Source organism: Pseudoalteromonas sp. NZS71 (assembly GCF_015864715.1).
GTDB lineage: Bacteria > Pseudomonadota > Gammaproteobacteria > Enterobacterales > Alteromonadaceae > Pseudoalteromonas > Pseudoalteromonas arctica.
In genome coordinates this window covers 133,923-157,982 of record NZ_JADYWS010000003.1, presented here as the reverse complement: position 1 = coordinate 157,982, position 24,060 = coordinate 133,923, and the positions used below count along the sequence as shown (strand labels likewise).

General features: G+C 38.8%; 19 protein-coding genes. 16 read left to right on the top strand and 3 right to left on the bottom strand.

Annotation, left to right across the window (positions count from 1 at the left end; genetic code table 11):
* Nucleotide 1: 1 nt before the first annotated feature.
* The 16 genes from I6E85_RS02930 (at nt 2) to tldD (ending at nt 20,059) form a co-directional block, all read left to right on the top strand.
* On the top strand, nt 2–586 hold the full coding sequence (locus tag I6E85_RS02930) for a Tfp pilus assembly protein FimT/FimU (protein WP_165721213.1): 585 nt from the start codon (nt 2–4) through the stop codon (nt 584–586).
* Nucleotides 587–608: 22 nt separating this feature from the next.
* Nucleotides 609–1,130, top strand: a complete 522-nt coding sequence (locus I6E85_RS02925) for a prepilin-type N-terminal cleavage/methylation domain-containing protein (protein ID WP_165721212.1) — start codon at nt 609–611, stop codon at nt 1,128–1,130.
* Between the two features lie 8 nt (nt 1,131–1,138).
* On the top strand, nt 1,139–1,630 hold the full coding sequence (locus I6E85_RS02920; protein WP_197236575.1) for a type II secretion system protein: 492 nt from the start codon (nt 1,139–1,141) through the stop codon (nt 1,628–1,630).
* Nucleotides 1,617–2,168: a type II secretion system protein gene (locus tag I6E85_RS02915; RefSeq protein WP_024589861.1), complete on the top strand. Its 552-nt coding sequence runs from the start codon at nt 1,617–1,619 to the stop codon at nt 2,166–2,168. Before I6E85_RS02920 ends, I6E85_RS02915 begins: the two co-directional genes overlap by 14 nt.
* Entirely contained in the window at nt 2,168–3,007 is an 840-nt protein-coding gene (locus I6E85_RS02910; protein WP_197236574.1) for a type II secretion system protein J, read from the top strand. Before I6E85_RS02915 ends, I6E85_RS02910 begins: the two co-directional genes overlap by 1 nt.
* Nucleotides 2,997–3,488 carry a hypothetical protein gene (locus I6E85_RS02905; protein WP_007586332.1) on the top strand — a complete coding sequence of 164 codons (492 nt, stop codon included), beginning with the start codon at nt 2,997–2,999 and terminating at the stop codon, nt 3,486–3,488. The genes I6E85_RS02910 and I6E85_RS02905 overlap by 11 nt, the downstream gene beginning before the upstream one ends.
* Nucleotides 3,485–7,225, top strand: a complete 3,741-nt coding sequence (locus I6E85_RS02900) for an H-type lectin domain-containing protein (RefSeq protein WP_197236573.1) — start codon at nt 3,485–3,487, stop codon at nt 7,223–7,225. The genes I6E85_RS02905 and I6E85_RS02900 overlap by 4 nt, the downstream gene beginning before the upstream one ends.
* Before the next feature lie 121 nt (nt 7,226–7,346).
* Nucleotides 7,347–9,395 carry a formylglycine-generating enzyme family protein gene (locus tag I6E85_RS02895; protein WP_007586336.1) on the top strand — a complete coding sequence of 683 codons (2,049 nt, stop codon included), beginning with the start codon at nt 7,347–7,349 and terminating at the stop codon, nt 9,393–9,395.
* 134 nt (nt 9,396–9,529) lie between these two features.
* Nucleotides 9,530–10,573 carry a rod shape-determining protein gene (locus tag I6E85_RS02890; protein ID WP_007586338.1) on the top strand — a complete coding sequence of 348 codons (1,044 nt, stop codon included), beginning with the start codon at nt 9,530–9,532 and terminating at the stop codon, nt 10,571–10,573.
* Nucleotides 10,573–11,415: a rod shape-determining protein MreC gene (gene mreC, locus I6E85_RS02885; protein ID WP_193371825.1), complete on the top strand. Its 843-nt coding sequence runs from the start codon at nt 10,573–10,575 to the stop codon at nt 11,413–11,415. Before I6E85_RS02890 ends, mreC begins: the two co-directional genes overlap by 1 nt.
* Nucleotides 11,408–11,887, top strand: coding sequence for a rod shape-determining protein MreD (gene mreD / locus I6E85_RS02880; RefSeq protein WP_007586341.1), 480 nt, complete (start codon nt 11,408–11,410; stop codon nt 11,885–11,887). The genes mreC and mreD overlap by 8 nt, the downstream gene beginning before the upstream one ends.
* A complete protein-coding gene (locus I6E85_RS02875) occupies nt 11,887–12,456 on the top strand; it encodes a nucleoside triphosphate pyrophosphatase (RefSeq protein WP_007586343.1) in 570 nt (189 codons plus the stop codon). Before mreD ends, I6E85_RS02875 begins: the two co-directional genes overlap by 1 nt.
* 1 nt (nt 12,457) lies before the next feature.
* A complete protein-coding gene (rng, locus tag I6E85_RS02870) occupies nt 12,458–13,930 on the top strand; it encodes a ribonuclease G (RefSeq protein ID WP_007586345.1) in 1,473 nt (490 codons plus the stop codon).
* Nucleotides 13,930–17,787: a YhdP family protein gene (locus I6E85_RS02865; RefSeq protein ID WP_197236572.1), complete on the top strand. Its 3,858-nt coding sequence runs from the start codon at nt 13,930–13,932 to the stop codon at nt 17,785–17,787. Before rng ends, I6E85_RS02865 begins: the two co-directional genes overlap by 1 nt.
* Complete coding sequence (locus I6E85_RS02860; protein ID WP_197236571.1) at nt 17,784–18,623, top strand: carbon-nitrogen hydrolase family protein; 840 nt, start codon at nt 17,784–17,786, stop codon at nt 18,621–18,623. Before I6E85_RS02865 ends, I6E85_RS02860 begins: the two co-directional genes overlap by 4 nt.
* The gene (tldD, locus tag I6E85_RS02855) at nt 18,620–20,059 is read left to right on the top strand and encodes a metalloprotease TldD (protein WP_197236570.1); all 1,440 of its coding nucleotides are present in this window, start codon (nt 18,620–18,622) and stop codon (nt 20,057–20,059) included. The genes I6E85_RS02860 and tldD overlap by 4 nt, the downstream gene beginning before the upstream one ends.
* A 152-nt stretch (nt 20,060–20,211) precedes the next feature.
* Here the strand turns inward: tldD and I6E85_RS02850 are convergent, their stop codons facing one another.
* The 3 genes from I6E85_RS02850 to I6E85_RS02840 all read right to left on the bottom strand — a co-directional run bounded on the left by I6E85_RS02850 (nt 20,212) and on the right by I6E85_RS02840 (nt 24,057).
* Nucleotides 20,212–21,048, bottom strand: coding sequence for a mechanosensitive ion channel family protein (locus tag I6E85_RS02850; protein ID WP_197236569.1), 837 nt, complete (start codon nt 21,046–21,048; stop codon nt 20,212–20,214).
* A 462-nt stretch (nt 21,049–21,510) separates the two neighbouring features.
* Entirely contained in the window at nt 21,511–23,331 is a 1,821-nt protein-coding gene (locus tag I6E85_RS02845) for an N-6 DNA methylase (RefSeq protein WP_197120443.1), read from the bottom strand.
* Complete coding sequence (locus tag I6E85_RS02840; RefSeq protein WP_197120442.1) at nt 23,332–24,057, bottom strand: hypothetical protein; 726 nt, start codon at nt 24,055–24,057, stop codon at nt 23,332–23,334.
* Between the last annotated feature and the right edge of the window lie 3 nt (nt 24,058–24,060).

Genomic DNA, 24,060 nt, shown 5'->3' with positions numbered 1-24,060 from the left:
GGTGAACACAACAATAGCTTACTCAAAAGGTTTCTCATTATTTGAGTTAGTTATTGTTGTTATTTTACTGGCAGTAATTTTGAGTTTTGCTATACCTCAATATATAGGTATTAAAAATCAAGCGCATAATGCAAGCGTAGATGCTATTGCGGGTAGTTTTTCATCGGCTGTTGGCATGGTTAGAGGTCAATGGGAGTTAGAAGGGAGACCAAATAGTAAGTCAAATATAACATTCGTTAATTATGGAGGAGTGATAGTTGCTGTTGATGGATCGTTAGGTACACCAACGGGTGACGAAACAGAAAAAAAAGGTACTCGCGCAGAGTCTATAAATGCTCATAAATGCCGCCAAGTATTAAATGTAATTTTACAAGATGCACCAAGCAGTACCTTAAGTAGTGAAATATCGATAATAAAAAGTGTAAGTTTTTTAGTTAGGTACAATGCAGAAAGTACGCAATGCGTCTATTATTTAACTCATACCATTGATATTAAAAGTATACCTACCAATACGGGTGAAATATCAGGTTTAACAGGTTTTTCATACTTTGCTAAAACAGGCAAAGTAAAAATATTTAAAAACTAAGTAATTAAAAAGAGGCTTATCTATGAAAACGCAATCGTTAAAAAGTTTACCAATAAATAAACAAGCAGGTTTTACACTTGTTGAATTGATCATCGTAATTGTTATTTTAGGCATTTTAGCTGTTACTGCAGCCCCTCGTTTTTTAAACTTGCAAGGTGATGCGAATGCTTCAACACTTGAAGGCTTACAAGGGTCGATTCGCAGTGGTATGAATATTGTAAATGGTAAGTCTATTATTGCTAGTGATCACAAAAAGGCAACGGCTGAAGTTACTGTAGATACAGGGGATGCAGTCGATACAGTTTATGGTTACCCAGCAGCAACACTTGCTGCATTTGAAGCATTTTTAGATGTTAGTTTCGCTACTGATGATTCTGCGGATTTTAATCTAGATGATTCAGCAGCCGATGGTACTTTAATTATTTATCCTAACAGCTATGTAAAGGGAGATGATTGCCGTATTGATTATAAGCAAGCTACTGCGACGACGGGCCCTGTAGTTGTAACTCCTCCAGTAATAACACTTGTTACTACGGGCTGTTAATTACATAAATGATAAGCAGTAGTAAGCAACGATTGCGTGGCTTCACACTCATTGAGTTAATTATTACTCTAGTGATATTGGGAATACTGTCGGTAACGGCAGTTCCCAAATTTCTGGGCAGCTCAACAGAAGATGCATACTCATATCGAGACCGTACTTTAAATGCACTTAGAACAGTGCAGTTACGTGCAATGCAAAATACAGCGACAACAAGTTGCCATACTCTTTATATAACCTCCACACTTATTGCTCCCCCCACATCTGATACATGTATCGGTGGCGCTGATACCAACAACACCGATCATTTAGTGGTACAAATAAACACGCAAAGAAGTGATATAACATTTAGCGCTTTAGATAGTAACGCAAATATATTTACCCAAATTAGTTTTGATCCTTTAGGTAAATCAAATCAAACCTGCACTTCGCAGTGTCGAATAGATGTTGGATTAGCTGGCGTATGCATAAGTGGTGAAGGGCTTATATATGCGTGCCCTTAAAGTAAAAGGTTTTACTCTAATTGAGCTTATTATTGGCATAGTGATGTTTGCTATTGCATTAAGCATTATTACCGCTTTAATTGCCCCGCAAGCAAAAAAAAGTGCAGAGCCAATTATTGCTTTAAGAGCCTCTGAATTTGGTCAATCACTAATGAACGAAATTCAAAGTAAATCGTTTGATGAGCACAGCGATAGAAGCGCACCTTTTAGGCGTTGCGGCGAAACAACCTTGGGTGCTGAGCCTTGTACCGCAGAGGGCGATTTAGGCGTCGATAGCTTAGGGGCAGGCCTAGAAACCCGAACCAGTTATAACGATGTAGATGACTATATTGCACTGTCTAACCAGCCTATCACCAATAGCTTAGGTGAGGTGTTAAGCCAATACAGTGACTTTAACTTAGTTGTTACTGTTGAGTACGATAGCGACTTTAACGAATTGACCATCAACGATGGCACAACCTTTAAGCGTATTACTATTGAAGTAACATCACCCTTAGGCGAAGTTTACGGATTTAGTGCATATAAAGGGAATTACTAATGCAAAGAGCTAAATACCAAAATGCATTTACCCTTATAGAACTATTACTTGTCATGGTTATTATTGGTATTTTAGCCGTAAGTGCATTTTCATTTATTGGTGCTGGGGTCAGTATTTACTCACAAGGGGTTGAACGCCAAGAAGCAGTAGCCCAGGCCCGTTTTTTAATAACGCGACTTAGTAAAGAGCTTCGCCACGCTACGCCAAATTCATTAAGGCTTTCTTGTGATAATAATACTAGCGGGGCCTGTAGTGCTCAGCAGTGTTTAGAATTTACGCCGTTTTTATCGGCCACTCACTATACAAATTACCTACCTACCGTAGCGCCTTTTAATGTTAGCGCTGTTGATTTTGAACTTAATAATTTAACGCAGCCGCAAGCTGGAGATTGGGCAACTATTTACCCATTAAGCAGTGCTGATATATACGATGAAAACAATAATAAGCGCTTGCAAGTATCAGCATTTAATAGTTCAGCGAGCGAAATTGATGAGTGGCAATTTAGCAAAGCATTTGCCCAAGAGTCGCCGAGTAAACGCCTTTATTCACTTTCAGAACCTGTAAGTTTTTGCGTTGAAGGGCAATATTTATATAGATATACCAATTACGGTTTTACTGTTAATCAATTAGATGCCGTGAGCTTACAAATAAGCAGTGGTGTTAAACGTGATTTATTAGGTATTTACATTGCCAATAATTTAGCGAGCGATTTATTTTTTACTCTTGATGCGCTCTCCCTACAAAGAAACGCTGTGCTTAATGTGAATGCGCAAATGCAATTTAACGATACTGAAGTAATGAACTTTAACCATGAGGTACATATTCCTAATGTACCTTAAAAAAAATCCTCACGGAAAAGCCTTACCCAGTAAACAAAAAGGGAACTTAATAATTGTTTCTTTGGTAATTATTGTTGCTTTATTAGCACTAGGATTAGCATTAGTTAAAGTGCTTTCTGGTGCATCTCAACAAAATACGATTGAGTATTATGGGGCTCGCGCTTTTATGGCAGCACAAAGCGGCCTAGAAAGTGGTTTAACGCAACTATTTCCAACAAATAGCTCAGTTCAAAGCTGTACATCAGTCACTACTGATTTAACCTTCCAAACTGCATATTTAGCTAACTGTAAAGTAGTGGTGAGTTGCGATGAATATATAGACTTACCTGATAGCAGTACAACCAACGGGCTTGTGAATATATATTACTTACAAAGCAGTGCAACGTGCGCCGCAATTGATTGCCCTGCAGGGAGTAGCTGCAGAAAAGATTATTGGCAAACACAAAGAACGCTCAGTGTGGAGGCTAAAACTTTACCATGATGAAAAATGCATTGGTCATTATATTTTTTAGCTGCGTGTTACTTTGTAATTACGCAAATGCAGTGCCTCCAAAAATCGAAGGCCGTTATATAGAACTGCAAGATACATATACATCGCCTGTTTGGACAAAAGTTAATTTTCAACAGCAATATATAACGCCTCCTGCTGTTTTTATGCTCTCAACAAACCAAGGCGGAAACCCTGCAATAATAAGAATACGTAATATAACCACAACTAGCTTTGAGGCCTTACCGCTTGAACCTTCAGGAGAGGATGGCGGGCATATTAGTATGGGAGCGCACTATTTAGCTATTGAGTATGGTGTGCATCAATTTCCAGACGGCACAATTATGGAAGTAGGTAATACTGATCTATTGCTCGAATTACAGTATGGCTCTAAGTCTGGCTTTGCTCCACTAACACCTAAAGGCTATAAGCCTTTAGCATTTGCTGAACCGTTTACTCAAAGGCCAAACTTTTTCCATTCGTTACAAACACTCAATAGCATAGACAGCAATCCACCAACGCAAGCATTAATACCATTTTTAACAGTTGCAGTAGAAAGTAATTCTCTATCTGCCAGCGGCGTTAATATTGCTTTAGAAGCATCTGAAACAGCACTTGGGCTTATAAAAACCGAAACTGTTGCCTATATGGCCGTAGAGCCTGGAAGTAATCGCACATTTTCTGACGATAATGGCGTTGAGGTATCGTGGGAAACTTTTTTCACAGGCTTTGAAATTGACGGCTGGAGCAATGGCTGTAATTACTTTAGTTTTACTAATAATTTTAGTGTGGCTCCGTTAGTTGTAGCAAGTAAAAACTCACGCCAAGAAGATGATGGCGGGTGGCTACGCAGCTGTAACCTAAGGACCGACAGGTTAGGGCTTGTTGTTGACGAAGATCGTGATGGCGATAACGAGCGCCGTCACGTAAACGAGGAAGCATCAATACTCGCCATGACCAGTACCTTTGTATTTAATGGTGATATTTTAGATTGTGATACGTTATTCCCGGGCGCTATTTCTACTTATAACAATGGTGAAGTGCAGCTAGTGCAGGGAGTAGAAATAACCGATGGTAATGCGCAGTTTGTCACCACCACAAGTTTAATTTCTACAGCGCTGACAAGCCCTCCTTTGTGTAATGGTCAGGCGTGTGTTGCTGGTGGTTATAATTCTTTAGAACCGAATCAAGCGGCGCAGGTGCCAACGGTTACAAATGATGGTAACTCAACAGGACCCGTACCTACTTCTTTAGCTGGCGACTATTATTACGATGAGTTGCAGTTAAGTATGCTGGAAACAGAGTACAGAGTAACAGCGCCTACACGTATTTTTTTAAAAGACACAACCTCACTTCTATCAACTTCATTTTTGAATATAGGTAAAACAAATATAGTAGTAGAAACTGGCGCGTACTTGGCTATTTATGTGGATGGTGCGGTTGCTATTGCAGCCGATGCAAATATTGCGGGCTATATTGTTGCAACTGGAGAGGTAAGAATCGCTCAAAATGTAACGTATCAGGGATCAATTACATCGGCTACTCAAATTATTACCGAAGGGAGCTCAACGTTTGACGCTCTACCAGTACCCGAAAGTATCCCTGGTTTTTGTGGTATTTATACACCAGAAACACTGGATCATTATCGTTTAACAATAAGCGATAACAAAGGTCTAACGTGTGAAGCTAAAGAAATGACACTAACAGCCTGCGCTAATGATGCCTGCGATTTATTATTTGCGGAACCCTCTAGTTTAAACCTTTCTCCAGATAATAGTGGTCAGCAAAGTTGGGTTACGGGGGAGAATATTAATTTTACAGGATCAGCGGTTGTCGAATTTGCTAAACGCACCACAGGCAGTGTTACATTTGGATATAACACTGCTGATCCTTCTGCACCTCTTCGTTGTTATATCGGTGGTAATAATGTTGGTTTGAGTGGCTGTAAAGTTACGTTTTCTGATGCTGGATTTATTTTTAATAATGATACAGATGGAAATACTACAATTCCTACTCAGTTATCAGCAAAGCCTTCAAATACTGGATTTAATGCAAAAGCGCTATCTATTCAAGCGGTAAAAACAAATACCACTACGGGCGTATGCGAAGCTGCATTTCCCGCTGGTGGCGATGTAAGCTTAGATTTATCGTATACATGCAGTGCTGGTGCAAGTTGCTCTGATACGGTTTCACTTAGTAACAACAATAATACCTTTGCGGTCGAGCAAGCAGCTAAATCGTTCACGCTAAACTTTGATAGTGAGTCTAAAGCCCCGATTGTTATAAATTACCCCGATGCAGGAAAGTTGAGTTTAAATGTAAATACCAATTTAATTTTAGACCCACTAACTAATTTATCAGTAAATTTAACGGGTAGTTCAAATGAATATGTCGTAAAACCATTTGGATTAGCCATGGAGGTAGCAAGTGATGGTTATGCAGCAGATGCCAATGGGAGCTTATTTAGATTAACGGGCGAAGCATTTGATTTAAAAATGAATGCGGTGCAGTGGCAAACAGGGCAAGACACTAACAACGATGGTTTCCCAGACAACTACAGCAATATTACAAATAACACCATTGCCAAGCATTTTATTACAGAGCAACCGCTTGTAGAGGCATCGCTTAAAGCGCCTACGCCAGGCATTCAAGGTACGCTTGAAGCTATGAGTACTGTTGCGTTTAGTGATACAGGTAATTTGAGTGAATCTATATCGCAATATAATTACGACCAAGTTGGCATCATTGATTTAACTGCAGGCCTTCAAGATGCCGATTATTTTGGTGCGGGAGATGTAAAAGGTGAGCTATATAACGTTGGTCGTTTTGCACCTTCGCAGTTTCAGGTCGTGGGGGTTCAAGCTGCTGCGCAATGCACGCAATACGGCAGTAATTTAACTTATCTTGATCAACCTTTTGAACTTGGCTTTACAGTACAAGCACAAAATCAAAATGGTGAGCTAATGGCTAATTATAAAGCGGGCTTTAATAAATCGAGTGTAGACGTTAATGCCGAAAATAATGAAGTAGGTAACTATGTACCTGCAACTAATTTTACTAGCCGCTTAGTAAACCTAGGAAATAACAACTGGGGAGATATAAGCGACGGCCAATGGCAAATGAGCCAACTCAACACGACACTTAAAAGATTAGGTGTAGGGCAAGCAGACGGACCGTTCGCTATGGTGAGCTTAATGGCAACGCTTTCTGACATAGAAGGGGCAACACTCATTGATGCAAATGATAAACCTAATACACAAACAGCATGCTCGGGTGGTTGTAATAGCGTACGACTAAATGCATTACCAATAGAGTTTAGGTTTGGACGTTTAGTCCTTAGCAATAACGCAGGCTCCGATCTCGACCCTTTACTTATTCCTATGCAGGCTCAGTATTACAACGGCAGTGGATTTGTAAATAACGCTGAAGATAACTGTAGTATATTTGATCATACCCAAATCACTCAGATATCACCTAGCAGCCCACAATTAACCTATAAATATGGGACTGGTGTATCTGGCCAGCTAGAAGCGGGAGTGTATCCTGCAAACAATGGTATTTATGCACTGCCAAATGGTTTGGGTGAATTTACCTTAGAATATAATACTTATGATTGGTTAAAGTGGGATTGGCAGGGCGATGGAATACAGCTTGATCCTCGTACTATTTTACAATTTGGACGCTTTAGAGGAAATGATCGGGTTATTTACTGGCGTGAAACACGCGAATAGTTGTAAACTAATATAATAATTGAACAAAGCTTGTGTTTTGTGCTGCAAGTACATAGCATAAGGCTTTAATTATAAAAAATAATAACGACCAAATAATTGCCGCTTTTTGGGACTGGAATATATGCGAATTACTCCTTTATCTCTGTTAATTTCAGCTAGTTTGTTAGCTAGTAGTGCATTTGCACAAGACACAGCTACAGTGACTGGAATTGACTCAGAGATTAGTGTTAAACAGACAGAATACGATAACTCGACAAGAATACTTGAAAAACATCTTAAAGAAGAAAGTCAGTTACAAAATCAATTAGAGCTACTTCGTTCTCGTTCTACAGAGCTAGATAAAGAAAAAAACCAAGCGCTCGATGCGATGAACGAAATGTACCGTCGTTTAATTGACGATCCCACTATTAATATTAGTGCGGCTCAATCACGCTATCAAAAAGCGGTGATTGATCATAAGCAAAATAAAGATGACATTTCTATGCAGTTGGCGGCAATTGCATCCCACCGTAAAGATATAGAACAAATTCGTGTTGCTAAGCATACGCTTTTAAATACATTAGAAAGTTTAAAAGAGCAATTAACTACAGCCCGCGTAGAGCGTTTACGTAACGAGTTTACACGTGAAGGTACGCTTGAGGTTAACCACACTATTAACTGTAAGCGAACAGAAACGCTAGCAGCATGTGAGCAACGCGGTCAGCAAATGGGTCTACAAAAAGCAACTAAACGCTTTGTTGATCAAATTTTTGCAAATCTAACAGAAGAGCGCATTGTTGAGCCAAAACGCAATTTGGCGGGCGCTCAAGTACAAATATTAAGTAGCCATGTAGTTAACAGTGCATTTAGCGGCCAAGGTAATTACAACGTTAACTTAAGCGTAACTATGCGCGGCGAAGTTAATAGCAGCCGTTTATGTAGCTTATTAAGCATAGATAACCGCTATTGTTCTGAGTACGGCACGCCACTTACGGCTGCTTATCAACCAGCGTATAACAATACATTTACTGATAGTCAGTTAACATTCAGTAATAGCGCGGATAATAGCAACACAGTGTCGGTTTCTCGTTTAAATGAGCAGCCAGTACGTGATTATTCAGTTAAACCTGCATCGGTGAAAAAAGATTACCCTTCTATCCTTAATAAGAAGAAGGATCAATCAGTAGAGCTAACATTACGATCAAACGTATACGACGATGAAGTGTTTATCGATGGTGTAAGCTTTGGCTCAACACGCTTGATTACACGTTTACCGCCGGGCATTCATAACATTGAAATACGTAAACTTGGTTATAAACCTTATCAAGCACGTGTTGATTTGAATAAAGCGCAAACAATTAATGCAAATTTAGTAAAAAAGCCTAAGTCGATTGCTGCACCGACCTATACTCGAGAGCAACCAGAAGTAACAACACGCCAGGTTAGTGAAAACGTTAATGTATTAAATGCAAACGTTGAAACGCCGGTTGTCGTTATTCCTGCAGGCAAATTTAAAATGGGCGATATTAACGGCAATGGTTTAGCTAATGAACGTCCAGTAATTGAAAAAGTAATAGCAAATTCTTTCGCTATGCAAAGTAAAGAAGTAACCGTGGGTGCCTACGAAAAGTTTGTAGCAAATACAGGTTATAAAACTCAAGCGGAAAAAAATAAAGGGTGTGCGTATTATTTAAATGGCGAACCAGTATGGGAAGCAAATTTAAATTGGCGTAATCCTGGTTTTGAGCAAGGCAGTGACTTTCCTGCTGTATGTTTAACTTATAACGATGCAAAAGCTTACGCTGAGTGGTTATCTGGTCAAACAGGACAGCAATTTCGTTTACCTAACGAAGTTGAGTGGGAATACGCAGCACGCGCAGGAACTGAAACAGAATACCCTTGGGGTAACGAAATTGGTAAAAACCTAGCTAACTGTGGTTGGTGTGGTAGTGAATGGTCAAACAGACGTGCATCACCAGTAGGTTCTTTTTCTCCAAATGCATTTGGATTATACGATACCGTAGGCAATGTATGGGAATGGACCGATAAAGAATCAGGTGAGTCTGATGTAGCAGTAAGAGGCGGAGCGTGGAACTTTGCACCAAGCCTTGCTCGTGCATCTACGCGTTTAATTTTAGCGCCTGATTTTAGATCTAACTACATTGGTTTTCGCTTAGTTCGCGAACGATAAAACTCAATTAAGGAAGCTTTGCTTCCTTTTTTCACAAATTTACAAAGGCGCTGCGCTTTATATTGCTCATATAGTTGAGCATGTTAAAGTGAGGCAGCTAATATAAGAACGTATTTCAAAGGTCATCCAGCCTCATGTTTAAAAAACTCCGTGGTATTTTTTCTAACGATCTATCGATCGACTTGGGTACAGCCAATACCCTAATTTATGTAAAAGACGAAGGCATTGTATTAAATGAACCTTCTGTTGTTGCTATCCGCCAAGAGCGTGCTGGTGGACCTAAAAGTGTTGCATCTGTAGGTACAGAAGCAAAGCTTATGTTAGGTCGTACACCGGGTAATATAAAAGCAATTCGTCCAATGAAAGACGGTGTTATTGCTGACTTTTTTGTAACAGAAAAAATGTTACAACACTTCATTAAACAAGTGCATAACAATAACTTTATGCGTCCAAGTCCGCGTGTACTAATTTGTGTACCGTGTGGTGCCACTCAAGTAGAAAAACGTGCAATACGTGAATCTGCAATGGGTGCAGGTGCTCGTGAAGTTTACTTAATTGAAGAACCAATGGCAGCAGCTATTGGCGCAGGCTTACCAGTATCAGAAGCAACAGGTTCTATGGTTGTTGATATTGGTGGTGGTACAACTGAAGTTGCTATTATTTCACTTAACGGCGTTGTTTACTCATCATCTGTTCGTATTGGTGGCGATAAGTTTGACGAAGCTATCATTAATTATGTACGCCGTAACTTTGGTAGTTTAATTGGTGAAGCGACAGCTGAAAATATTAAGCATCAAATTGGTTCTGCGTTTAAAACTGATGAGCCAATCGAAATTGAAGTGCGCGGTCGTAACCTTGCTGAAGGTGTTCCGCGTTCATTCACACTTAACTCACACGAAATCCTAGAAGCTCTACAAGAGCCATTAATGGGTATTGTGAGTGCAGTAATGGTTGCGCTTGAGCAATCACCACCAGAACTGGCATCAGATATTTCTGCACACGGTATGGTACTTACTGGCGGTGGCGCATTGTTAAAAGATTTAGACCGTTTATTAATGGAAGAAACGGGTATTCCGGTTGTTGTTGCTGATGATCCACTTACATGTGTTGCACGTGGTGGTGGTAAAGCACTTGAAATGATCGATGTTCATGGTGGTGACGTTTTTAGTTACGACTAATGAAATTAATGTTTGGACGCACAGTCTCTTTGCAACTGCGACTTTTTGTCGCAGTGCTTTTGAGTATCGCACTCATTGTTGGAGACAGATATACGCAAGGTGGTACCGTTGTTCGTACCAGCCTCAATACCTTAGTTAGCCCACTAATTTATGTTGCTAATTTACCCTACGAATTATTTAGCTTAAGTGCTAAAAGCCTGCATACGCGAGAGCAACTTCTTACTGAAAATGAAGCGCTGAAAAAAAAGCAAATGCTACAAAGTGAGCAACTTCAGCAGTATCAATTTCTAGCCAGAGAAAACCAAAAACTACGCGCCTTATTAGGCTCATCTGCAAAGCAATCAAATCGTAAAATTATTGCTCAAGTACTTTCTGTGCATTCAAACCCGTATAGCCATCAAGTTGTTATAAATCGTGGTACCACCGATGGACTTAGTGAAAGCCAAGCCGTCATTGATGAGATGGGTGTAGTAGGGCAATTAACTAAAGTAGGGTCAACTACGTCACGCGTATTACTCATGACCGACACTACGCATGCCACACCTGTGCGTATACTGCGTAACGATGTGCGAACGGTTGTTGAGGGCATAGGTAAAATTAACGTCGTTAAGCTCTCTCACGTTCCGCACAGCTTAGATGTGCGAATTGGCGATGTACTTGTTACATCAGGATTAGGTGGCACATTCCCTGAGGGATACCCGGTGGCTGTAGTAACCGAAATAAACCGTGATGAAGGCCGCCCGTTTGCACAAGTTTTTGCAGAACCTATTGCGCAATTAGATCGCATTCGTTTGCTGGTTATTTTATGGCGTAATCAACAGGAGCAAATCAGCGATGATTAATCGTTATTCATTGTTAATTGCGCTAAGCATCTTTTTTGCGTTAATAATGGCATTAATGCCGCTCCCTTTTTCGTTTGAACCATTTAGACCTGACTGGGTTTTACTTGTACTTATGTATTGGTCGTTGGCAGTACCGCATCGTTTAAATATTGGTACTGCTTGGGTTGTTGGTTTATTAATAGATTTAGCATCTGGCTCACCGCTAGGTGTGAACTCGCTTACATTTTCAATATGTATATTTGTAACCGCGAGCAACTTTCAAAAAATTCGTAACTTTTCGCTTTGGCAACAAAGCTTATTAATTGGTTTGTTTTTAACGCTGTATCATTTAATGCAGTTTTGGCTAAATCACTTTTTGTTAGGGGTTTACTTTAATCCACAGTATTTATGGCCAGTAGCAACCGGAATGGTTAGTTGGTTTTGGGTGTTTTTACTACTTCGTAAATATCGCAGACATTTTAGGATCAGGTAATGACTACCGCAGTATATTTGGCATCAGCCTCTCCCCGTCGTAAAGAGTTATTAAGCCAATTAGGTGTCGAATTTACACAATTTAGTGTTGATGCAGATGAAAGCCCACTTCCAAACGAGCAACCTAGAGCACTTGTTGAGCGTTTAGCTCGCTTGAAAGCCCAAAGCGGTGTAGAGCTTGGATATACCGATCGCCCTGTACTTGGTAGTGATACCGTAGTTGTTATCGATAATGAATCACTGGGTAAACCTCGTGATAAAAACGATTTTATACACACATTAAAACGTTTATCAGGTAACACACATCAAGTACTTACCGCAGTAGCATTTGCGACGCAAAATGATGTGCTTAGCTGTGTTGTAAGCACAGATGTCACCTTTAAAACTTTAACTGATGAAGAAATAAATACCTACTGGGATTCTAATGAGCCACAAGATAAAGCCGGTGGCTACGGTATCCAAGGTTTAGGTGGTCGCTTTGTAACTCACATTGCGGGTAGCTATTTTTCTGTTGTAGGCTTACCTTTATATGAAACCGAACAATTATTAAAAACATTCTTAAGAAGGTAACATGAGTACAGAATTACTGATCAATGTCACACCGAGCGAAAGCCGTGTTGCCCTAATAGAAAACGGTGTACTGCAAGAAATACAGCTAGAGCGAATTGGTAATCTAGGTATTGTAGGCAATATTTACCTAGGAAAAATAAGCCGTGTACTTCCGGGTATGCAGGCTGCTTTTGTTGATATCGGCCTTGAAAAAGCGGCATTTTTACATGCATCCGATATTGTAAATAGTGCCTCTATTGTTGAAGGCGTAGACGACGTACCAATAAAAAAAGTACAAGATATTAGAGAGTTAGTTCGTCAAGGCCAATACATTATGGTGCAAGTGGTAAAAGATCCGCTAGGCACTAAAGGCGCAAGACTCACCACTGATATAACTATTCCTTCTCGCTATTTAGTGTTTATGCCAGATGCGACCCATGTCGGGGTTAGTCAGCGCATTGAAACTGAAGAAGAGCGCTCACGCCTTAAAAAAATAGTCGCAGAATATGGCGATGAAAATGGCAGCTTTATTGTACGTACAGCAGCCGAAGGCGCTAGCGAAGCAGAATTACGACACGATGCCGGTTTTTTAAGAAAACTGTGGGAAAAAATTACGGCTCGTCGCAAAAAAACCAGTAAAGCCAGCATCCTTCACGAAGATTTAACGCTTGCCTTTAGAACCCTACGTGATTACGTAGGCGAAGATATGGAGCGCATTCGCGTTGACTCTAAACTTACTCATGAAGAGCTAAAGTTATTTACTGAAGAGTTTGTTCCACAACTGTCTCAAGTACTCGAATACTATCCAGGTGAGCGACCTATATTTGATTTGTTTGATGTTGAAAACGAAATTCAAAAAGCACTACACCGTAAAGTTACGCTAAAATCTGGTGGTTATATAATTATTGACCAAACAGAAGCAATGACGACTGTTGATGTTAATACTGGTGCATTTGTAGGACATCGTAATTTAGAAGAAACAATTTTTAATACCAACGTAGAAGCAACCTCTGCAATTGCTCGCCAGCTTAGGCTGCGTAATTTAGGCGGTATTATCATTATCGACTTTATCGATATGGTAAGTGAGGATCATAAGCGCCGAGTATTACATTCACTTGAATCAGCACTTGCAAAAGATCGCACTAAAACAAATATCAATGGGCTTTCAGCACTTGGGCTTGTTGAAATGACGCGTAAACGTACACGCGAAAGCTTAGAGCATATTTTATGTGATGTATGTCCTGCGTGTTCTGGTCGTGGTTCACAAAAAACAGTTGAAACGGTTTGCTACGAAATACTACGTGAAATAGTGCGTGTTAACCGAGCATACGCTGCCGATAAGTTTATGGTGTACGCAGCGCCTGCTGTGAGCGAAGCCTTACTAAACGACGAGTACCATAACCTTGCCGAGCTTGAACTATTTATTGGTAAGCAAGTCAATATTCAAACAGAAAGCTTATACAGCCAAGAACAGTTTGATGTGGTAATGATGTAATGAAAGCAAAAGCGGTCTGTTTTTTTTGTTTTAGAAAGTTATGGCAGACCTGCGCCATAATTTTGGTATTACTGGCCGTTATTGTTTCAATTTTAAAATATACCCTCCCGTATGCAAACGAATACAAAGGGAATATAGAAAGCTATTTACACGAAAAGTTTGAAATAAGCTTATCTATAGGTGAAATATCAGCTAGTTGGCAGGGCAGTGGTCCTGCATTAGTATTAGAGAATTTATCGTTTAAAGATAACGAAACTGCACCAATATCACTCACCATTGCTAAAACCAGCTTAGAGCTAAACTTATGGGAAAGCTTAAAAGCGCTGCAACTTAGATCTAATTATTTTGTTATTAATGGTTTTCATACCAGTGTAAATATCACCAACTTATTTAAAACCGGTGACAACGACGAAGTCTCTTTTGAGCAAAAAGAGCTAATTGAAGAACTGTTTTTGGGTAAAACGGGTCATTTTGCAATAGAAAATTCCAGTATTAACTTTGTTCTAGAAGACGGTAAAGAGCGTAAGTTACTCCTCAAAAATATTGTTTGGCAAAATGAAGATGAGCAGCATCTTGGTAGTGGGAGCTTAGCACTGCCGGGTATTTCGGTCGGTGATTTTGATGCGCGCATAGCACTCACTGGCGATACTCTAGAGCAAGTTGCGGGCGACATTTATGTGCAGGCTAACAAAGTCGATGTATCTAACTGGTTAGCGCAATATATAAATACGCAAAAGCAACAACTGCATAGCGATATTAATTTACAAGCGTGGCTAAAACTAGATAAAGGTTTTGTAAGCGATATAAAAATGCAGTGGCTACCAAGCTTTGTGCGTTGGCAGCGAGAAGAGCAAAGCCAACAAGTTAGCTTGAGTGAAGGTGGATTCCATCTATATCCCGAGCAAAATAGCTGGCACTTAAAAAGCACCGGTTTAACATTTAATAGTAACGATAAAGCATGGCCAAGTTTAGAGTTTGAAGCTCAACTAGGGGCGACAAATGAAGTGTGGCTCCATCAAGTTGATTTTGAATTACTGAGTAACCTAGCAGGGCTAAGTAATTTTAATGCACTTGAACCATTTTTAGAGCGTCAACCTAGCGGGCAAATAGATCAAGCTTATTTAAATTTTTCCAATGCACAGCAATGGCAATTATGGTTTGAGGCTGACAATATTGGTTGGCAAGAATTAAGATCAGTACCTGCAGCACAAGGACTTAGAGTAAATGGTTTACTTAATCAAAGTAGTGGTCGAATAAATTTATTTGGCGAAAATGGCACATTAGTTACAGGCGAAAGCTTTAGTAACGACATAAATTATAATCAGCTAAATGTAGAGCTAGATTTAGCTAAGCGAGATGATGGCTGGCATATAAGTAGTGACAATATATGGTTTGATAATGATGAAGTCACTCTTGCTGCAGAATTACAAATTAGTCTAACAGATGATCCTCGATTAGATCTTTACGCTGAAGTCTTCGCCCCAGATGCCAAAATTGCAGGTCATTACTTCCCATTAAAAGCGATGAGCCCTGAGCTCGTTAGCTATTTAAATGGCGCAATTAAAGGCGGAGAAGTATCTAAAGCACAAGTCTTATTTGCAGGTCCTTTATCTGGTTTTCCATTCACCGATGGTAGTGGCCAGTTTGGTGTATTAGCGCAAATAGACAACGCAACCTATGAGTTTGATCCTGATTGGCCTTTGGTCACCAATGCCGACGTACAGCTACATTTTGATAATGAGCGTATGGACATATATAGCCAGCAAGGTAAGTTGGTTAATTTAGATATTGGTAATAGTGTACAGGTAAGCATTGCAGATTTAATGCATGCTGATGAACTTATTGTGCAAATTGATAAAAAAGCACAAATGGAAAAGTTACATGACTTTTTTGCAGCGACACCTATTGCCAAACCTCTTGCTGAAATTTTTAAAGTTGTGCAGGGCAAAGGCGAAGCCGATGCCAGTATTGAGCTTTTAGTAGGCTCAAAATTTAAAGGTGGGGCCAGTGTTAGCGGCAAGGTTAATTTAAATGACTTGCCAGTATTTATAGCAACGCCAGGGATTGAGCTTAAAAACTTAACTGGCGAGCTTAATTTTAAAAACGACAATATCACACTTAAAAATGCGACTGCGAAGTGGCTGGGCATGCCGCTAACTATTGATTACAGCAGTAAAAGTGATGCAAAAAATTACCAAGCAAACATAGATATAAACGCCAAAATTGATGCCGATACACTAATAGATAGTGGACAAGGCATATTGAAAAATTATTTAAGCGGGCAAAGTGATGTTGATATTGGCTTAGTACTTAATTTTGAAGAACAAGGTTTTAATTACCGCGCCCAAGTTACTTCGGAGCTATTTGGTTTAACAAGTAATCTACCTGCACCTTATAATAAAAATAGTGAACAAGTGTGGGCGCTTGATGCAGTAGTACAAGGTGATGATATTTCTAATCTCATTACAGCAAACGCTAATCAACAGTTTTACTTTAATGCTATTTTAGAAAATGGAAAATCACAGTTTAGTAATGTCCATTTTGTGCTCGGAAAACAAGACTTAGGATTAAACCAAAAAGACTTAAGCGTAAATATAAATCTTGAGCAGAGTGAATTAGTGCCTTGGTTTGATCTGATAGATCAAATAATTAAAGCAGGTAAATCAAACCCAGATAAAAAATCAAAAGGGATTATGCCACCGCTTAATGAGGTGGTCGCAAATATAGGTATGCTTGATGCGAGTAACATCATCTTTAATGATTTTGAAATGCATTTAGCACCATCAAAAGACGATTTATACCTAAAGCTAAATGCTAAAGAACTTAGAGCTGGGGTTTTTATTCCTACATCACAACCTAGCCAGCCTATACGAATTAATGCCGATTACTTAAGGCTTAATTTTGCACAGCCTAGCGAGCAATTAATTGAAATAACAGATGTACTTCCTGAGGAAGACTTGAGTTGGCTTACTAAAATACCTGCCATTGAGTTTGAATGTAGTGACTGCAAAATTGATCGCTACCAGCTTGATAAAGTGAGTGCGTCATTATTAGGTGATGGCGAGCGCTTATCGATATCAGAACTTGTAATCGATAAAGGAGATCATGTACTGCGCACTAAAGGGCAGTGGCAAAATGGTTTAACAACGCTAAGTGGTGAGCTTAAAAGTGATGATATAGGCGCATTGTTTGGCGAGTTTGATATTACCTCTGCAATTAAGGACTCTAAAGCTGATCTAAATTATGATCTTACTTGGCAAGCAGCACCTTATGATTTTGATGTGAAAAGTTTAAGTGGCGAGATAGCTTGGGATTTAGGAGAAGGTCACTTAACTGAAGTTAGCGATGGTGGTGCACGCGTATTTTCGTTACTGAGTCTTGATTCATTAGTACGTAAGCTAAAACTTGATTTTAGAGATGTCTTTTCAAAGGGCTTTTTTTATAACAGCATGCAAGGCTCTATGCAGCTAGAAGAAGGTATCGCTTACACTAAAGATACCAAAATGGACGGTGTGCCCGCCGATTTAACTATTAAAGGCTACGCAAATTTAAATACGCTAGATATAGACTATGACCTTGCTGTAGCGCCACAAGTAACCTCGAGCATTCCGGTTATAGTTGCATGGATGGTAAATCCAGTAACAGGGCTTGCTGCCTTAGCAATTGATAAAGTTATTCACTCTGCACGCGTTATCTCAGAGATAAATTTTAAAGTAACGGGTAAAATGAACGATCCTATAGTTCAAGAACTCGACAGAAAAAGTCGTGAAGTTACACTACCGCAAGCTGCGCAAAATCAGCCACAAGCATCAGTCGATTTAAAACTTAAAGATGCTCAAGTAACAGTAATGCAATGAACAAAACAGCAAACATAAGCACACCCACAATAGTTGCCCTACAAATGTGTTCAGGGCTAAGCCCTGATGACAACTTAGCAAGCTTAAAGCGCGTACTTAAAACCCTCCCAACAACAAGGCCATTACTTGTTTGTTTGCCTGAGGCTTTTTTAGTGTTTAGTAAAAGTGGTAACGATACGTTACGTGTTGCTAAGCAAGTTGAGCGATACAAACTACAACTTAGTGAATTGTGCCAACACCATAATATTTGGTTAAATGCAGGAACAATGCCTGAGCCATTTAACGAACATAAATATTATGCAGCATCGCACTTATATAATAATCAGGGCGAGCTGGTTGCAACGTATAACAAAATACATTTATTTGATGCAAACGTGGATGATCAAACAGGTAGCTATCGAGAGTCAGATTTTACCCAAGCAGGTAGCGATGTGGTTGTTGTTGATTCTCCCTTTGGTAAAATAGGCTTAACAGTATGTTATGATCTGCGCTTTAGTGGCTTATTCAACGAACTAGTACGCCAAGGCGCCGATATTATTTTAGTACCCAGTGCATTTACAGTCCCTACAGGGCAAGCACACTGGCAGCCGTTATTAACAGCGCGCGCAATAGAAACACAATGTTATGTGGTTGCAGCGGCTCAACACGGTACACATGAAAATGGCCGACAAACATATGGCCACAGTATTATTATTTCACCTTGGGGAAATATCCTGAGTGAACTGCCAACAGGCACCGGTTTTATAAGCTGCAGCGCAGACTTAGACCAGTTACAAAAAATTAGACGAGATATGCCCGTGCAGTCTCATCAACGATTTAGAGAGCATTTATTATGAATTCGGTTGAACAGCATTTACTACACGACAGCCAGTTAAATAGAGAAGAGCTCGAAAAAACGCTCGCTTACATACATCAGCATAAAGTGGATTACGCCGATTTATATTTTCAATCTAGTCACCACGAATCATGGGTGCTTGAAGACGGCTTAGTTAAAGAAGGCTCTTATAACGTTGAACGTGGCGTTGGTGTACGTGCTGTAAGCGGCGAAAAAACAGGTTTTTCTTACTCTGATGCAATAAATCTTGAAGCGCTTAATAAAGCGGCTACAGCGGCTCGTAGCATTGCAGATGCTGGTGAAGATAGAGCGATTAAAGTATTTAGTGATGTTAAAGCTAAAGAGCAGTTTGCAGCGCATCAGCCAATCTCGAGTATGAGCGATACCGACAAGGTGAGTTTATTACGCGAACTTGAAAACTATATTCGTGAACTAGCACCAGATGCAGAGCAAGTAATTAGTTCAATGTCAGCGGTATACGAAGAAGTATTAATCGCAGCAAGTGATGGTACGTTTGCCACCGATATTCGCCCGCTTATTCGTTTAAACTGCTCAGTACTGCTTGAAAAAAATGGTCGCCGTGAACGCGGTGGCGCAGGCGGTGGTGCACGTTTAGATTATGGTTACTTTAAAGAGCTTGTTGATGGTAAACCGCGTTGGATGGAATTTGCAGAAGAAGCGGTACGCCAAGCTAAAGTAAATCTTGAGGCTATTGATGCACCTGCAGGCACGATGGAAGTTGTACTTGGTAATGGTTGGCCTGGCGTGCTTTTACACGAAGCGGTAGGGCATGGCCTTGAAGGCGACTTTAATCGTAAAGGCGCGTCTGCGTTTAGTGGTAAAGTGGGCCAAAAAGTAGCATCTGAGCTGTGTACTGTGGTTGATGATGGCACCATGGCCGATCGCCGTGGATCACTCAATGTAGATGATGAAGGCACACCAGCCGCTTACAACGTACTCATCGAAAACGGTATTTTAAAAGGCTATATGCAAGATAAGCTAAACGCGCGTTTAATGGGTGTAAATCCTACCGGTAACGCACGACGTGAGTCGTATGCACATTTACCAATGCCTCGCATGACTAATACTTACATGTTAGGTGGTGAGCACAGCCAAGCCGATATTATAAGCTCAGTTAAAAAAGGGGTATTTGCGCCTAATTTTGGCGGCGGACAAGTTGATATCACGTCAGGTAAGTTCGTATTTAGCGCATCAGAAGCGTATTTAATCGAAAATGGTAAAATTACCCAACCAATTAAAGGCGCAACGCTTATTGGTAATGGCCCAGAAGTAATGCAGCAAATATCTATGGTTGGTAACGACTTAGCACTTGATAAAGGTGTTGGTGTTTGTGGTAAAGATGGTCAAAGCGTACCGGTAGGCGTAGGCCAACCAAGCCTTAAAATTGATCGGTTAACAGTTGGTGGTACAGCTTAAATATTACTCAAGCGCGAAGTGAATTCGCACCTACGTGCTTGATGTTTATTGTAGGTGAGGTTTTACACCTCGCTTTTTACTTTTAAGCTGGGCTCTATGCGCGAAGTAAATTCGCACCTACGATTTGTATTTTTACTTTGTGTAGGCGAGGTTTAGGCTTCTCCTTCATCCTCTTTATTTTTTTCAGCCTCTTTGTACCATAACGCAAAAAAGCACTCTGTTAATTTATGCTCTATCTCAAGCGCTTTTTCTGTTGGGCAAAACAAGGTAAAGCTTGCTTTAAATTCACCTAAATCGGTTGTACCAAAGTGAATTACTGGTTCTGGGCCAGATATTTTTGCATCAAGTTTACGCTCAATCATCGAATTATAACGGCTTGCTACTTCTTGAAACTCTTCGCAATACAGCTTAGCTTGCTCAGTTAATGTGTCGTGAATAGGATACGGGTTAAAGCTCTCTCGACGAACAATAATAAAATGATGTGTAACAAAGCGTTTTACAAAGTTTAAGTTTTTAATAGAGCTGGTAATCAGCTTATTATTAGGTATGTATATGGTTTTTCTAGAAAATTGATAAGTATGTATATCAATTTCATGCATGGTTGTTTTTATCCAATCAGTTTCAGCTACTTCACCAAAGTAATCACCTACTTGTATCCAATCACCCACTCTAAACGGGCGAGTTGTTACGAGGTAAAAAAAGCCTATTACACACTGAATAAACTCGCGCGTTGCAAGCACAATCGCCACAGCAAAAGCAGCAATAGAAAGTGCAAAGTTTTGAATTTCAGTAGACCACACAAATAGCAGCGATATCATCATTACAAAATTAATAAAGTGCTTAATATTGTGTGCGATGTAGCGAATATCTTTTTCTTTTTTTTCTGAGCGATTTTTAGCGAGCTTATCAACAAGTACTTTTAGTACAAATGCAATTGTGATCATCACTAATGAAATAAGAAATGGGTGGGATAATATATCTGTTAGCATGATTTCCAGTTCGATACGAGTTGATTCAGTTGTAGTGGTACAGTGGTTTTTGGTACCGATTAATAAAGAAATGTTATGCTATTTAATAATTTAACCAGACCGATACTTATTCTACATAAAGACCTTTGCTTCGGCAATATTGCGATAACTCAGCTTGGTTTAAAGAGGCCGTTTCCAACACGACTGAAAGTTTATTTACTGATGCCTACTGCTCAGCATTCTTTTCATTACCTGACACCTAATATCCCTTATCAATTTCTTACTTTCGCCAGTTATACAAGATTGATTCAGCAATACCCATATCGATAGATAGTTTGGCTATTGCTATTTTATTTGGTGGCATCATCTTCTGAAAAGTCGATGACTCTCTGCTTTGCGCTGAATAATGTTTTATTGTTACTCCACGGCCTCTATTTAATGGTCAAATATCAAGCGCGACAACTAGTTTGACAGAAAGGGCTTTTATACTGGGATAGAGATACCATATAATTCTTCTAAAAACTCGTTTACTTTCTTTTGATCATTCTCATTAACGATATACTCTTTTTGCTCTTCGTTAAAATCATAGATACCAAAAGATTTTATATAATTACGGCTTAACGAAAAATAATTTGAACCGTATGGTTTACTTGTATTTATAATATAAAACCAAAATAGATTTGATTGCATTATTTTTTGAGCCAATAACATAGAATTTCTATCTTCACTTATCAATGACATGCCATTATGGAATAAAAGTAATTCTTCATTTGTTAAAACAAAATTTGGTATTATCGGTGTTATATGTGGGAAAAATAATTTATATTTTCTTTTTTCTAAACCTTGAGTTCTACCGTAGGCGTACCATTCAGGGTAATTTCCTTTTCCTTTATCTCTTGACAATAAATCCTTTTTATGACGTTTAAGGTATGTGTATGCAGCACTATATTGTTTTTTGAATTCAATTTCAGGAATTATAGAAATACCTTTTTCAGTATAAACATATGGAAAAATAATTTTATTTTTTATCCTATCTATATTGTTTGATCTTATAAATTTATTTGGGTTTATAATATCAACACATACTGATTTCTCTACCCTCTCACCATCAGATAAATAGTAATATTCCTCATCTTCATCGATATAATCAATTATAAATACATTATTTTTTAATGTTGCTATGCCGCAGCTTGAATTGAAAACTTTATAGAAGGGAGTTCCTATCGATTCAATTTTATTGATAATTTTATATGACTGAAAATACCATCCGTTATGATCATTTAGCTTCTGATACGTCATATTTTTCAGACTTTTCAGACTAAGTTTATCTATGGAGGTCACTTTTTTATAAGAGATATTATCTGTTGGGTTATTTTGAATTAAACATATACAAGTGTAAGTGGAGCGAGAATCAAAAACTTGAAGGCCTCCAAAATCTAGAATATTCATATGAAATTTATTGCGGCTGAAATAAGCTCTCAATGCTCTTCCGTTTAAACTTTTAAAGAAAGAGTTCATAGTTATATAACCTAGGTACCCACATTCCTTTAAAAGGCTTAGACCTATTTCAAAAAACGGAATATATAAGTCAGGGTGTCCCGTTGAAGATACTTCCCATTTATTTAACAGGGTCTTGGATACTACATCTAAGTTTCTTGAACAAACGTAAGGTGGATTACCAACTATTGCTGAAAAACCGCTAAAGTTATTTACTACAGAATTAAAATCAAAATTTAATGAGTTTCCTACATATAAATTAAAATTAAACTCCTCTTCATCTTCTCCTCCAATAATGGCTTGTAAGGATAATAATATTTGAGAGCGTAAAATAGAATAGTCCATCAAGTCAATCCCAAAGATAAGCGTTTCAAAAATTTCTTTATATGAAATGTTTAAGTTTTCTTTAAGAGTTTTTGCTGATGTGTATAAGAATCCGCCACAACCGCAAGCTATATCACATACACTTGGTTTATCATCTAACGTTTGAGATAGCACACTGGTAACTATAAACTCTCTAATTTTTATAGGTGTGTATATCGCGCCCGTAACGACTTTTTCTTCAGGAGAAATGACAAATTCAAATGCTGTAATTAAATCTTCTATTGTTAATATTTGATGTTTATGATTAAATTCTATAAGTTGTTGAAAGTCAGAATCATTTGTATTAATACACAAAGAACTAATTAATTTGTTTCGCGTAACCTCAACGTTATTAGCCATCAAGAATGACGAAACAATTAGTCTATTGGTTTCTAGGGTGCCGCAGGAGTACGACTTTAAAAAATTAAATATATCTTTCTTCATTTAAACAGCCATTGGAAATACATTTTTCATCGTATAATCTTCATTAGTACAGCCTTCACTGAAAGCCTTAAAATAAGGAATAAACATTCGCTCTTTTGCTCTTTTAACAATATCTTGATAATCAGGCTTAGCAAATAGCTTATCAAAAAATGGATAATCTCTAGTACTACAGAAATTCCTTAAAATAAAATGTATACCTAAAATAACGTCCATTGGAGGGTGCGGTAATCTAGGTGCACCAATGAATACAGCCCCTATTATATCTTTTCCCTCTAAATTATTTCCCCCCGGTTGAAAATGATATAGAGGATGATCGTATCTTGGATATCCTGAATTAGGCTTACGTATGTCTCTATCAAGATGCCAAGCGTTATGATGTTCTCCTTTACCATTAATACCTTTAACTCCTATTTGAAAGTTATATGTATCAAGAATCCTATCTTTCACTTCTACATCTATAGATAAATCAAACTCACTTTTAGATTCAAAAAGAATTGTAATTGATTGAAGATCGCATGGAATTGTTCCTGCTATCCTTTTCTTTAGAATAAGTTCTATTCCATTTGCTTCAATTGATAAAATATTTCCTTTAGCGCCATTTAATTTTCCTTGAGCAACACTTAAGATACTATCCAAGTTTTTAAAAATTTTATCTGGATCATGTTTCTTAACCAATTTTGCAAATTGTGCGAGATCATTTCCATATCGAATTCTATTCCATTCCATTTG

Bases quoted from the DNA above. Each gene is read 5' to 3' on its own strand.
- I6E85_RS02850 (WP_197236569.1), bottom strand. From the start codon at position 21,048: ATGCTAACAGATATATTATCCCACCCATTTCTTATTTCATTAGTGATG.
- I6E85_RS02890 (WP_007586338.1), top strand. From the start codon at position 9,530: ATGTTTAAAAAACTCCGTGGTATTTTTTCTAACGATCTATCGATCGAC.
- I6E85_RS02920 (WP_197236575.1), top strand. From the start codon at position 1,139: ATGATAAGCAGTAGTAAGCAACGATTGCGTGGCTTCACACTCATTGAG.
- mreD (WP_007586341.1), top strand. From the start codon at position 11,408: ATGATTAATCGTTATTCATTGTTAATTGCGCTAAGCATCTTTTTTGCG.
- I6E85_RS02925 (WP_165721212.1), top strand. From the start codon at position 609: ATGAAAACGCAATCGTTAAAAAGTTTACCAATAAATAAACAAGCAGGT.
- I6E85_RS02905 (WP_007586332.1), top strand. From the start codon at position 2,997: ATGTACCTTAAAAAAAATCCTCACGGAAAAGCCTTACCCAGTAAACAA.
- I6E85_RS02860 (WP_197236571.1), top strand. From the start codon at position 17,784: ATGAACAAAACAGCAAACATAAGCACACCCACAATAGTTGCCCTACAA.
- I6E85_RS02895 (WP_007586336.1), top strand. From the start codon at position 7,347: ATGCGAATTACTCCTTTATCTCTGTTAATTTCAGCTAGTTTGTTAGCT.
- tldD (WP_197236570.1), top strand. From the start codon at position 18,620: ATGAATTCGGTTGAACAGCATTTACTACACGACAGCCAGTTAAATAGA.
- I6E85_RS02910 (WP_197236574.1), top strand. From the start codon at position 2,168: ATGCAAAGAGCTAAATACCAAAATGCATTTACCCTTATAGAACTATTA.
- rng (WP_007586345.1), top strand. From the start codon at position 12,458: ATGAGTACAGAATTACTGATCAATGTCACACCGAGCGAAAGCCGTGTT.
- mreC (WP_193371825.1), top strand. From the start codon at position 10,573: ATGAAATTAATGTTTGGACGCACAGTCTCTTTGCAACTGCGACTTTTT.
- I6E85_RS02845 (WP_197120443.1), bottom strand. From the start codon at position 23,331: ATGAAGAAAGATATATTTAATTTTTTAAAGTCGTACTCCTGCGGCACC.
- I6E85_RS02875 (WP_007586343.1), top strand. From the start codon at position 11,887: ATGACTACCGCAGTATATTTGGCATCAGCCTCTCCCCGTCGTAAAGAG.
- I6E85_RS02840 (WP_197120442.1), bottom strand. From the start codon at position 24,057: ATGGAATGGAATAGAATTCGATATGGAAATGATCTCGCACAATTTGCA.
- I6E85_RS02915 (WP_024589861.1), top strand. From the start codon at position 1,617: ATGCGTGCCCTTAAAGTAAAAGGTTTTACTCTAATTGAGCTTATTATT.
- I6E85_RS02900 (WP_197236573.1), top strand. From the start codon at position 3,485: ATGATGAAAAATGCATTGGTCATTATATTTTTTAGCTGCGTGTTACTT.
- I6E85_RS02865 (WP_197236572.1), top strand. From the start codon at position 13,930: ATGAAAGCAAAAGCGGTCTGTTTTTTTTGTTTTAGAAAGTTATGGCAG.